Origin of the sequence: Halomonas huangheensis, assembly GCF_001431725.1 — a bacterium.
Taxonomy (GTDB): domain Bacteria; phylum Pseudomonadota; class Gammaproteobacteria; order Pseudomonadales; family Halomonadaceae; genus Halomonas; species Halomonas huangheensis.
Genome location: NZ_CP013106.1, coordinates 1,440,947 through 1,452,941, shown reverse-complemented (window position 1 = coordinate 1,452,941; position 11,995 = coordinate 1,440,947). Strand labels below are relative to the sequence as shown.

The 11,995-nt window shown below is 54.2% G+C and carries 12 protein-coding genes; all 12 read left to right on the top strand.

The features are described from left to right. The first annotated feature begins 76 nt into the window (after positions 1-76). The 12 genes from AR456_RS06580 (at position 77) to AR456_RS06525 (ending at position 11,925) form a co-directional block, all read left to right on the top strand. Positions 77-736 (top strand): aspartate/glutamate racemase family protein, encoded by a 660-nt coding sequence (locus AR456_RS06580; RefSeq protein WP_021820575.1) that lies wholly within the window; start codon positions 77-79, stop codon positions 734-736. Positions 737-1,319: 583 nt separating this feature from the next. Next, positions 1,320-2,396 carry an isocitrate/isopropylmalate dehydrogenase family protein gene (locus AR456_RS06575; RefSeq protein WP_021820574.1) on the top strand — a complete coding sequence of 359 codons (1,077 nt, stop codon included), beginning with the start codon at positions 1,320-1,322 and terminating at the stop codon, positions 2,394-2,396. Between the two features lie 50 nt (positions 2,397-2,446). Continuing rightward, complete coding sequence (gene otnK / locus AR456_RS06570) at positions 2,447-3,712, top strand: 3-oxo-tetronate kinase (protein WP_021820573.1); 1,266 nt, start codon at positions 2,447-2,449, stop codon at positions 3,710-3,712. Next, positions 3,705-4,343: a 3-oxo-tetronate 4-phosphate decarboxylase gene (gene otnC / locus AR456_RS06565; RefSeq protein WP_021820572.1), complete on the top strand. Its 639-nt coding sequence runs from the start codon at positions 3,705-3,707 to the stop codon at positions 4,341-4,343. The genes otnK and otnC overlap by 8 nt, the downstream gene beginning before the upstream one ends. 93 nt (positions 4,344-4,436) lie before the next feature. Beyond that, entirely contained in the window at positions 4,437-5,420 is a 984-nt protein-coding gene (locus tag AR456_RS06560) for a Bug family tripartite tricarboxylate transporter substrate binding protein (protein WP_021820571.1), read from the top strand. A 52-nt stretch (positions 5,421-5,472) separates the two neighbouring features. Beyond that, positions 5,473-6,009: a tripartite tricarboxylate transporter TctB family protein gene (locus tag AR456_RS06555; RefSeq protein WP_081694710.1), complete on the top strand. Its 537-nt coding sequence runs from the start codon at positions 5,473-5,475 to the stop codon at positions 6,007-6,009. A gap of 22 nt (positions 6,010-6,031) precedes the next feature. After that, entirely contained in the window at positions 6,032-7,558 is a 1,527-nt protein-coding gene (locus tag AR456_RS06550) for a tripartite tricarboxylate transporter permease (protein WP_021820569.1), read from the top strand. Between the two features lie 153 nt (positions 7,559-7,711). After that, positions 7,712-8,641, top strand: coding sequence for a GntR family transcriptional regulator (locus AR456_RS06545; protein ID WP_162148485.1), 930 nt, complete (start codon positions 7,712-7,714; stop codon positions 8,639-8,641). Between the two features lie 191 nt (positions 8,642-8,832). Next, positions 8,833-9,678: an AraC family transcriptional regulator gene (locus AR456_RS06540; protein ID WP_021820566.1), complete on the top strand. Its 846-nt coding sequence runs from the start codon at positions 8,833-8,835 to the stop codon at positions 9,676-9,678. A 168-nt stretch (positions 9,679-9,846) separates the two neighbouring features. Continuing rightward, entirely contained in the window at positions 9,847-10,443 is a 597-nt protein-coding gene (locus tag AR456_RS06535) for a LysE family translocator (RefSeq protein WP_021820565.1), read from the top strand. Positions 10,444-10,500: 57 nt separating this feature from the next. Continuing rightward, positions 10,501-10,908 (top strand): DUF2000 family protein, encoded by a 408-nt coding sequence (locus tag AR456_RS06530; RefSeq protein ID WP_021820564.1) that lies wholly within the window; start codon positions 10,501-10,503, stop codon positions 10,906-10,908. Between the two features lie 132 nt (positions 10,909-11,040). Beyond that, on the top strand, positions 11,041-11,925 hold the full coding sequence (locus AR456_RS06525; RefSeq protein WP_021820563.1) for a LysR family transcriptional regulator: 885 nt from the start codon (positions 11,041-11,043) through the stop codon (positions 11,923-11,925). The last annotated feature ends 70 nt before the right edge of the window (positions 11,926-11,995 follow it).

Sequence of the window (11,995 nt, the reverse complement as noted above, 5' to 3'; positions counted from 1 at the left end):
GGCAATACACGGATCAAGAAGGTTTTCGCTTGCGAGCTCCTACCCCCATACATAGAAAATATGCCATGAGGTTCCGATGAAAAAGATCGCGCTGGTTCACGCAACCCCCCTTGCCATCGAACCTATTCATCATGCCTTTTCTGAAAGCTGGCCGGATGCGGAGCTGATGAATCTACTGGACGACTCCCTGTCCAAAGACAGAAACCGCATTCATGATGACGAGATCTTCTTCGAAAAGAGAATTGCAGCACTTGCACATTACGCCATGAAGTGCCGAGCGGATGGCATCCTCTTCACCTGCTCGGCCTTCGGTGATGCCATCGATAAAGTCGCCAATGCGCAGCACATACCGATACTGAAACCCAATGAGGGTATGTTCAGACTAGCGCTAGAGCAGGGTCGCAAGATCGGTATGGTGGCCACCTTCAAGCCTGCCGTGAAGGGCATGGTTGATGAGTTCGAGATGATGAAGCATGAACTGGGAATCCCGGAGGCCACACTTGAGACTGTACTGGTGGAAGATGGCCGACAGGCATTGGCGGAAGGAAATGTCGAAGCACATAATCAGCTTGTGGCAGAAGCCGTGGCCAATATGCCTGCATGCGATGCCTATATGCTGGCACACTTTTCAACTTCCTGCGCCAAGGATACCGTCGAAAAAAAGACCAACAAGATGGTGCTTTCCAGCCCTGAAGGTGCCGTATCACTCTTGAAGAAACATTTTTCTCAAGAATGAACCAACAGCAGGAAGCTCACTTCCCCCTTCGATACCTTTAGCCGAAGAAACTTAAAGTATCGCAAAGGTATCAAAGGTAAAAAAGCATCCAACAGAGATTCTTTCACAGCATCCATGAGCATGGATGCTATCCCCCCCCCTTTTCCAATATCACAACCTATCTTGACTCAGGGGTCCTTTACATCCTCAACGTTAATGGACTTTCCTTTCCCTGATCCAGAACCAGGCCACAGACATGATCCTCTGGTGCCAATGGCACTCCGTCCTCACATCACCCTCTCTCATCCCCCCCATCGTATACATTCGATAGAGCCGTAGTCAGCCCATTTATCTATCCGATTTATCTTTAGAAATCGTAATCAGAGACTGTCCTATCAGCGCGTTTCGGCAACAGAGATACGACTAAAGAATAACAAAATAACGCGTTTCCAGAGCAGTCCTTGCATTGACATCACACCATTGTGAGCATAATTTGTACTTGTTTAACGAAAAATACAATTTATGAGTAATCACCATCGACCGTGATGGAAAGCGCGGATGATGGCAGGTTTCACATATCAATATCTGGCAAAGGACAATTTACATGAAGCTTCTAGTTCTACCTTGCGACGGGATTGGTCCTGAAATCGTCGCCGCCTCGATCAGCGTTCTGGAAAAAGCAAACAACCTGTTATCTCTGGGGTTGGAGTACGAATATGATGAGGTTGGCTTCTCAAGCTTGGAGAAGTATGGCACCACTTTACGTGAAGATGTCCTGGAAAAAGCTAGAAAATACGATGGCATAATCCTGGGAACTCAGTCGCATGCCGATTATCCATCTCCTGAAAATGGAGGCCGAAATGTCTCCGCTGGGTTCCGCATCGGCCTGGACCTGTATGCCAATGTAAGGCCTGCACGCACACGTTATTTCCTCGAGTCAAACATGAAACCTGGCAAGAGCATGGACTTGGTAATAATGCGCGAGGCGACTGAAGGGTTCTATCCCGACCGGAACATGACCAAAGGCTGGGGAGAGGTAATGACATCTCCAGACATGGCGCTATCAACACGCAAGATTACTCGCCATTGCAGTGAACGAATTGCCCGTAGAGCGTTCGAGCTCGCCATGCAGCGCCGCAAGAAAGTCACGGCAATCCATAAGGCCAATAGCTTCCATATGACCGACGGGCTTTTCCTGGAGGCCGTGAATGATGTCGCCAGGGAATTTCCCGAGGTGGCGGTCGACGACCTGCTGATCGATGCATCTACTGCTCACCTGGTGAGGAACCCCGAGCAGTTCGACGTAATCGTCGCCACCAACTTTTATGGAGACATCATCAGCGATCTGGCCAGTGAGTTGAGCGGTAGCCTCGGCCTGGCCGGCTCGATGATGGCAAGTGATGTTGCCTGCTGTGCTCAGGCACAACATGGTTCAGCTCCCGACCTTCAGGGCCAGAACAAGGCCAACCCAACCTCAATGATTCTGTCCGTTGCCATGCTGATCCATTGGCTGGGTGAGAAGCATCATGACGACAAGCTTCTCGAAGCTGCTGAAGCCATGACCAATGCTGTCGACTCGGTGTTGGAAAACCCGGAGACGCGTACAGCGGATCTTGGGGGAACCATGGGCTGCAAGGAGTTTGCCGAAGAGGTTGCAAAGCAGCTGGAAGCCAAGCGCTAACCCGGCGACTCGTGAATGTACGGGATAGCGCTAGTGGAACGGAGAATACGATGAAGAAGCCTTTATTGGGTTGTATCGCAGACGACTTCACTGGAGGAACCGATCTCGCAAGCACCTTGGTTAAAGGTGGGATGCGCACCATACAGTGTCTTGGGGTCCCCTCTACACCGGTCGACGCGGATGCCATAGTTGTAGCCCTCAAGACAAGGACCTGCAGTCAGGCCCTGGCAATAGAGGAATCATTGAAGGCACTTGAATTCCTTCGTGACGCCGGTTGCGAGCAATTCTTCTTCAAGTACTGTTCGACCTTCGACTCCACCGACGCAGGCAATATCGGTCCAGTCGCAGATGCTCTGATGGATGAACTCGATACCAGGTTCACCATTGTCTGCCCGGCATTTCCCGGAAACCAGCGAACGGTGTTCAAGGGACACCTTTTCGTCGGCGATTCTCTGCTCAGCGATTCCAGTATGCGAGATCACCCCCTTACTCCGATGAGGGACGCCAACCTCGTGCGCGTACTGGAGAGGCAAACAGATCGAGGCGTCTATCTCTGCAGTCACGAGATGGTGGACAAGGGAGCCAGTCGCTTGAAGGACCTGTTCTCATCATTGTCTCAGGATGCCGATGGCTACGCCGTCGTAGATGCGATTACGGACAAGCAGCTGTACATCATTGGCGATGCGGCGGCCGACCTGAAGCTCATCACCGGGGCATCCGGCGTGGCTCAGGGTTTGCCATTGAACTTCGTCAAGAGAGGAAAACTCGAGACGCCCGAAGAGTCGAGCAGGATCTCCTTGAGTCAAGGTAACGCCCTTGTATTGGCAGGCAGTTGCTCAGCCATGACCAACAAGCAAGTCGCACACTGGCTTCGGAGCAAGCCTGGCTATCGGCTCGACCCACTAGCGCTGGCGAAAAGTGATGCTCAGATCAAGGATGCCATTGCCTGGGCAATCGACAAGCTCTCGACACAGTCTGCTCTTGTTTATGCCAGTGCGGATCCCGAATCCGTGACAGAAGCTCAGCGCATTCTGGGTAAGGAGGTTGCCGGTGAAATCGTCGAGTCAGCGCTGGCTCGAATCGCCGAAGCAGTCAAGGCACACGGCATAGATAAATACGTGATCGCTGGCGGGGAAACCTCTGGGGCCGTCCTGCAGGCGCTAGGGGTAGAAGCGCTGAGAATCGGTCCCGAGATAGCCACAGGTGTTCCCTGGACAGTATCGACGACCGGTCCGCAGCTATCCCTTGCCTTGAAGTCCGGAAACTTCGGAGACGAGGACTTTTTCACCACGGCTATTGAGTACCGTCATGAATGAGGGCCAGGCAAGAAAAGAGATCGCTACCATCGCCAAATCGATTTTCGATCGAGGACTGACGCATGGCAGTACTGGAAATATCAGCCTCAAGCTCAGCGATGGCTGGCTCGTGACACCCACGGGCTCGTCCATGGGCACACTGGAGCCCGAACAGATCTCGAAGCTCGACTGGGAAGGAAACCTGCTCTCAGGCAATGCTCCCTCGAAGGAGGCACCACTGCACCTTGCGGTCTATGAAGAAAGGCCCTCCAGCAATGCAATAGTGCATCTGCACTCGAGCTGTTCCGTCGCCCTTTCTCTGATCGAAGATCTTGATGAACACGACCTTATTCCACCACTGACGGCCTATTACGCCATGCGCGTCGGCAAGCTGCCTCTCGTCCCATATTTCGCTCCGGGGGACAAGGCATTAGCGGAGACGGTAAGACGATTTTCAGGCAAGCATCATGCGATGTTGTTGGCCCACCACGGGCCAGTCGTTGCCGGTAGCTCACTGAGTGCCGCCGTCGATGCGACAGAAGAGCTTGAGGCCACGGCGAAGTTATTCTTGTCGGTATATCACCACCGATACAAATCTCTGACTTCAGATGAAGTGAAAGAGCTCAGAGATAAATATCCAATAAAGGCGTAATACAGGAGGTGTGTAGTACGAGATCGAGAACTTAAAGAGCACGACTCTCCAAGCTCTGCAATACCATAAAGACAACATAAAGGAAGAACTATTATGAAAAAGTTCAACATGATCACTCCAGTTGCTGCCGTCGCTGCGCTGTCTTTTGCCACCTATGCTACTGCCAACCAGCAAGATAGCGACGCAAACGCCTATCCAGAAGATACACTGAATTACATCATCGCCTTTGGCCCCGGTGGTGGCAATGACCTGATGTCTCGCACCGTTGTTGAGATCATCAACAAGTACGACCTTTACGGTGATGAAAATATCGTCGTGGAAAATCGCGAAGGCGGAAGCGGTGCCGTAGGCTTCAGTTTCGTCAAGAACCAGGAAGGCAACCCTTATTTTGCCACATCAACCAGTGGAAACTTCATTTCCACTCCATTGATTTCCAATACAGATTGGAACTACTCAGACTTTACGCCGATTGGATTGTTGGCTAATGATGCCATGTTCCTGGTTGTCCCGAAGGATTCCGAATTCGAGTCAATGGATGACTTCGTCGATGCAGCGAAATCCCGTCGCTTGACGGTGGGTGGCATCGGTGCCGCTGGTCCCGACCGTGTCGTGGCAGGCCTGCTGATGGATGCCGCGGATATTACCTTCGAATATGTCCCCTCCCAGGATGGAGGCCAGGTCGTTACCTCCCTGACGTCCGGTAGTGTCGATGCCATCATTTCGAATCCTTCCGAGGTTTCCGGGCAGCTTGATGCTGGCAACTTCAAGGCCCTCGCCTATTCAGAACCCGAGCGTAGTGATATCTACCCGGACATCCCGACCTTCATGGAACAAGGTTACGACCTTTCCTTCTCCTTGCCCCGCGGTGTCGTCCTGCCCGGCGGAGTCAACACAGAGATTCAGGATTGGTGGGTCGCTACTCTTCAGAAAGTGGTTGAAACACCCGAGTGGGAAGACTACCTGAAGACCAACAGCATGTCTGGAAACACTATCTGGGGTGATGATTTCGAAGCTTATCTGGAAAGAACCAACTCTCAGTTTGAAGAAACCCTGAAAGACATCGGGGCAATCAAGTAAACAATATAGGCAAGGGGAGAACCCTTGCCTATATAACACCCGGGGCTCACCTATGCGAATCTGGTTTTCACTGACCCTATTCCTACTGTCCTTATTATATTTAATATATGGACTACAGACATTGACAATACTCACACCTACGGGCCGCCCTGGCCCAGGATTCTTTCCTGTTTTCGTGGGTGCGGGGTTGGTTATTTTTACGGCGATAAACATTTACAAGGATAATAGAGATCGTAAAGAAAAAGCTCTTGGCCAGCATCAGTCAGCTATGGGAGTGGAACCCTCCCAGCTAAAGGGCAGCAGTGAGACCCAAGGCAAATCCCTGGAGGCGGCGGATGAAGTACCGAATGAGAAATATCCCAGGGATGTGCTGTGGGCCGTTGCTCTGCTGATACTGTTCATTGGCTTCCTGAAACCTCTTGGTGCCATCGTATCCATGGTGCTCTTCATGCTGATACTGCTATGGAAGTTCAACCCTCACCAAACCAGGTTCAACATCCTCTATAGCGCCCTGTTTCCATTGGGTATTTATCTGCTTTTCGAAGTGTGGCTCCGCGCGGGGTTACCCGACGGCATCCTCGGTTACTAGGCCTGTACAGGAGAGTTCATCAATGATCGCAGATATATTCAGCAACCTGGGCCTGGGCCTATCGGTTGCGGTCAGCCCCATCAACCTTCTTTTCCTGTTTGTCGGCGCCTTCGTGGGAATGATCGTCGGATTGTTCCCCGGCTTCGGACCGGCCGCAGGTATCGCCATATTGCTTCCCTTGACGTTTGGTCTTGACCCAACCACCGCTATCATCATGTTGGCGGGAATCTATTATGGGGCAATGTATGGCGGTACCATCACCTCCATTCTCATCAACACTCCTGGGGAGTCAGCCACAGTTGCCTCAACGCTGGATGGTTACCCCCTGGCTCAGCAGGGGCGCGCCGGACCAGCCCTGGTGATGCAAGCTGTCGCATCCTTCGTGGGAGGGACTTCTGGTGTCATCCTGATCTGCGCTCTGATTCCCTACTTGTCTAGCCTGGCCGCCTCTTTTGGCCCCTCCGAATACTTCCTGATCATTCTATTCGGGTTGCTGCTGTTGGCTACCGTTATGGGAGACAACAAGATCAATGGCATCGTATCAGCCTTGATCGGATTCGCGATCGCCATGGTTGGTGTCGATGTCATAAGCGGTGCTCAGCGCTTCACCTTCGGGTCCTCCGAATTGATCGGTGGTATCTACTTTGTGCCTGTGGCCATCGGCCTCTTCGGCATCGGTGAACTGCTGTATTGCATCTATACCGGCCAGCACAGGATTGAAGTCAAGAAACTTCGTCTGTCCTTTCGCAGTGAGAACTTCTGGCCGACGCGCAAGGATTTCTCCGAATCCAGGTTCACTTTCTTCCGAGGTTCGGTGATCGGCTTCCTGGCCGGCTTGCTACCTGGCTCCGGGGGCACCCTCGGCTCGATCATGGGCTACTCGATCGAGAAGAAGATCGCCAGGGATCCCGAAAAGTTCGGGCGTGGCGAGATGCGTGGGCTCGTCGCCCCGGAGTGTGCCAATAATGCGGCTTCTGCTGGATCAATGGTTCCACTGCTGTCACTGGGTATTCCCGGATCCGGAGCTACGGCGGTACTCCTTGGTGCCTTCATGATGTGGGGCCTGCGCCCCGGGCCGATGATGATCGTCAACGACCCTGAGTTTGTGTGGGGCCTGATCGCCAGCATGTATCTGGGTAATATGGTGCTGATTTTCCTCTGTATCGCGGCGATTCCATTGTTCGTCAAGTTTCTTGATATTCCCTATCGATTGGTGATCCCCATCATCATCGTATTGTGTGTGGTGGGTAGCTACGCCCTGCATTCCAGCATCATCGAGACATGGATGCTCGTGGCTGGTGGACTACTCGGCTTTGGTATGAAGTTGTACGGATACTCCCCTGCCGCCACGGTACTCGCATTGGTGCTGGGCTCCATGGCGGAAAATACCCTATTGCAATCACTGATTGCATCGGATGGCAGTCTCATGGTGTTCGTGGAACGTCCCATCTCGCTGATATTGGCCTGTGCAGTCGCCGTCGTTGTATTGTCCCCCTATGTGGTCAAGATCTGGCGACGTCTCAGTCAACACCGAGTCAAGGCGATCTGAATCTATGGGCGGGCCCTGGAAGGCCCGCCTTCCATGTGGACTCAGGAGTCACTGAATGACGATGTGGGCAAGAGCCCACCGTGTTTGCCCTCTAGAGGGCCAGGCAATAAAATCAAAAAATCCAGAAACGATAAGTATCGAGCCCTCCCTTTTATGGACATGGAAACGACAATCAGCAGTCCGAATAATAAAAAAACCAGCTCTTCCGAGGTGTTGGCGAAAAATATCTGCTCCCTGGTAGTTCAGGAAGGGTTGACCACTGGAGATCATCTCAGGGAAATTCACTTTTCCGACAGGCTCAAAGTGTCTCGGACACTCACCAGGTCCGCATTCAAGCTGCTTGAAGAACAGGGGGTACTGGAGCGCCGCCCAAATCGTGGCTTTTTCCTGCGGGACATGGACAGCATACGTGAGCAGCTTCAGGATGCGCCCTCCTCCCAAGGTGTCGATCTTCATCCGTTGTGCTACAAACTGGCTCGGGATTATCTCCATCACGAACTGCCGGGCCACTTCACGGAGTCCGATATCGTCAGGCAGTACGAGGAAAGTCGCGCAACCGTACAGCAGGCTCTCATCGAGATGGAGAAGGAAGGCTGGCTTCAGCGCTTGCTCGGCTATGGCTGGGAATTCGGCAGCTTCCTCACATCTTCACTTTCGTACGAACAGTGCTATCGATTTCGAGCCTTGATTGAACCCGCCGCATTACGTGAACCAACGTACTCCCCTGACAAACAGGTACTGACCACCCTGAAGCAGAAGCAGCAGGCGTTGCTCGAATCCGCAGATAGCTGTTCCGCGAGTCGGATGTTCAATACTGGTGTGGAGTTCCATGAAGCCATCGTGGGCTTCTCTGGAAACGCTTTCCTGCTGGAGGGCCTTCAGAAAGCCAACCGCTTGCGCCGTTTACTCGAATACAGCGTTCACTCTGCCCGAGTTGCCCCGCAACACGAGTGCGAAGACCACTTGCATATCATCATGCTGCTTGAAGAGGGTGCATACCTGGAAGCAGCAGATTTTCTGCAAGACCATCTCGGCAAAGCAAGGAGAGAAAAGGCCAGTATCGTCAAGAGGATGCTGAGTTAGGAATTTTCACCCCTGCAAAGAGGCCACTGAAATATCGCGGAAGGTTGATACGCGAGACAGTCACAAATCTTCTAGTTTGTACTGTCCCTGAATGCCATGCTGACCGAGCCAGTGTACAAACATCACTGGCTCGGCTTCGTTATCCTGATGCAATCCCGCTTCTGCCATCGCCACAGGAGCTCACTTCCGCCATGGCAACATCCGATTGGGTCGACCTTCACCAGGACAGTGACACGGGCATAGAGACCATCCGTGCGCACTTCGATGGTCATGCCTATGATCCGCATTGGCACGACAGCTATCTTGTTGGGGTCACCGAACAGGGGGTGCAGCAATTCCATTGCCGCCATTCCCGGCACAGCAGCACACCAGGGCGCCTTGTACTGGTCGAGCCCGGGGAAGTGCACGATGGCCATGCGGCAACAGATGCTGGCTTTACCTACTCGATGTTCTATATCTCCCCTCAGTGGTTGGATAACGAATTACGCCATCAAAGCGACTCTGCACCGAACACACTCTACCCAGGCTTCAACAGCACTCTTGCTGATGATCCCGAACTGGCGAGCCATATCCATCAGGCTTTCGACGCCCTACGTCACCAGCCCTGGCGCATCATGCGCGATACAGCGCTGGACACCATGGTGCAGAAGCTACTGCCGCACATCGGCTGGAAGCCTCGCCACCTCGGGCAACCTCAACATCCAGCCATTGCCGTTCGTGCACGCGAATACCTTCATGCCCATATCGAGCAGGACATCAGCCTGCATGAGCTCGCCACTGCCTGCGACGTGGATCGCTTTAGACTGTCGCGAGCCTTCAAGGACGCCTACGGGCTGGCACCTCACGCCTACCTGGTGCAGCTACGCCTCAACCAGGCTCGCAAGCAGTTGGCTGCTGGTCGACTGCCCGTGGATGTCTCGCATCAATTGGGCTTCGCCGATCAAAGTCACCTGGGTCGCTGGTTCCGTCGCGCCTATGGTCTGACTCCAGCGCAATATCGACGCCAATGCTTGCGTCCTGGACCGATCACGCGCTGAAGGCTTTTTACAAACGCTGAAGGCTCCTGCAAACGCTGAGGGCTCCTGCACAAACCGAGAACTCTCTCCCGCCGGAGCTGCTCAAACCTTCCAGACTCCTCTACTCCCAGCAGGGACACTCGTTATATCCAGACACTCGATGTCACGAGCTATGACGAGGACCTCAGCATGCCACAGTGGCTTCCCTACACATTCTTCACCCTGGCGATCACCTTCAGCCCGGGACCCATCAATCTGCTGGTGATGGCCATGGCGGGTCAGGCCGGTTGGCGCGCGACGCTGCCGGCGATCATCGCGGCCTGCACCACTGCTGCGCTGACCATCGTACTGGCAGGCCTGGGTCTGGCCAGCTTGCTGGTGAAGGCGCCTTTGATCCCCATCGTCCTGTCATGGGTCGGCGTAATCTGGCTGAGCTGGATGGCCTGGCAACTGGCCACTTCCAGCCCCGCCACTGACACGAAGACCAATGGACAGACCGTCATGCTGAGCGGCACGAAGGCCGTCGGCCTGCAACTGATCAATCCCAAGGGATGGATGATGGCGCTGACCGCGGTAACGGTGTTCGCCGGTTCCGAACCCACTCCCACCACCATTACCGGTATGGCAGTGCTGTTTTTGATCCTCGCACTGATCGGCAGCACCAGTTGGGCGCTGATGGGCACCGGCAGTCGACATATGCTGACCACGCCACGGCGCACGAGGATATTCAATTGCCTGATGGCCAGTGCGCTGGTCGGAATGGCCTGGTGGAGCGTACTGAGCTGAGTCTTCTGGACCCGCCGGCAACAACCATCCCCCCCCAGACAGCAAAGGAGCTCATGAATGTTTACCAGCAAGATCGCCATCGTGGTCCGGGAAGATCTCGCCGTATGGCAGAAGCTCAACGTAACGGCGTTTCTGATGAGTGGGATCACCGCACGATACGATGACATCATTGGCGCCAGCTACCAGGATGCCCATGGCTACCCTCACCTCCCCCTTTGCGGCCAGCCGGTCATCGTGCTCAGTGCCTCCCCCGAAACACTGAGCCGCATCCGACAGCGCGCCCGCGAGCGCGAGGTAATAACGGCCACCTACATCGAGGAAATGTTCACCACCGGCCACGATGAAGCCAACCGTGCAGTGTTCTCAGAAAGCGACCTGGAACGCAACAACGTGGTCGGTATCGGATTACGGGCCGACAGAAAACAAGTCGACAAGATTACCAAAGGGGCCGTTATGCATTCTTGACCGGCCTTGAGCCCTCTGCGGGTACCGTAACGACCAGACGTATATACGGGCAATAAAGGACCAACGGTCATTGCTTCAGCCATATCAAAGTGTTATCCCTTGCAAGGTCATTGACCACCCGGGCCACCCCTCATGCGCTTCGACCTGACTTCCCTGCAGATATTCCTGTGTGTGGCTGAGGAAAAAAGCCTGACTCGAGCGTCGAAGCGCGCTCACCTGGCACTGTCGGCGATCAGCAAGCGTATAGCCGAGCTGGAGCATCGTGTTGGCTCCCCGCTGTTTACACGTTATCCGCGCGGTGTGGAGTTGACCCCTGCGGGGCAATCCATGCTTGCCCACACTCGCCAGGTGTTCGAGGCTCTCTATCGCCTGGAAGACGAGTTGGGTGACTACTCCGATGGTATCAAGGGGCAGGTTCAGCTACATGCCACCACTTCGGCATTGGCGCAGTTTCTACCCGCAGAGATAAAGACCTTCACCACCCAGTTTCCCGGTGTCCGGCTGGATATCGAGGAACGCGTAGGAGCCGCCATCGTCAGAGCACTCAGTGACGGCCGCGCTGATGTGGGGGTATTCGCCAGCCACACTCCGGCCCCGGATCTTGAGACCTTTGCCTACCGTAGCGATGAGATTTGCCTGGCAGTATCGGTGAATCACCCCTTGAGCGATCGCGAGACGGTGCGCTTCCCGGAAGTGCTGCGACACGAGTTGATCGCCTCTCATGCCGAAAGCGCTCTTTATGCGCAGATTACTCAAGAGGCGGAAAAGCTCGGTATGACTCCTACGATCAAGATAAGAGTCAGCAGCTTTGACTGCATGTGCCAGTTGGTGGCTGGCGAACTGGGAATTGCTCTGCTGCCTCGGCACGTAATCAGAATCTATGCCAACTCCATCGGTATTACCGACGTTCCGCTGGATGAACCCTGGGCGATTCGTAACCTGAGAATCGGAGTAAGGGACTTCCGTCAGCTATCCCCCACTGCACGGGCCTTTGTCGAGCACCTTCGCGCGTCCTGAGCTCTGTAGTTCCCTCAGCCCAACCGCCTATTTTCGCCCTCTCGGACCTTCGCGTTCTCCAGCGACGAAC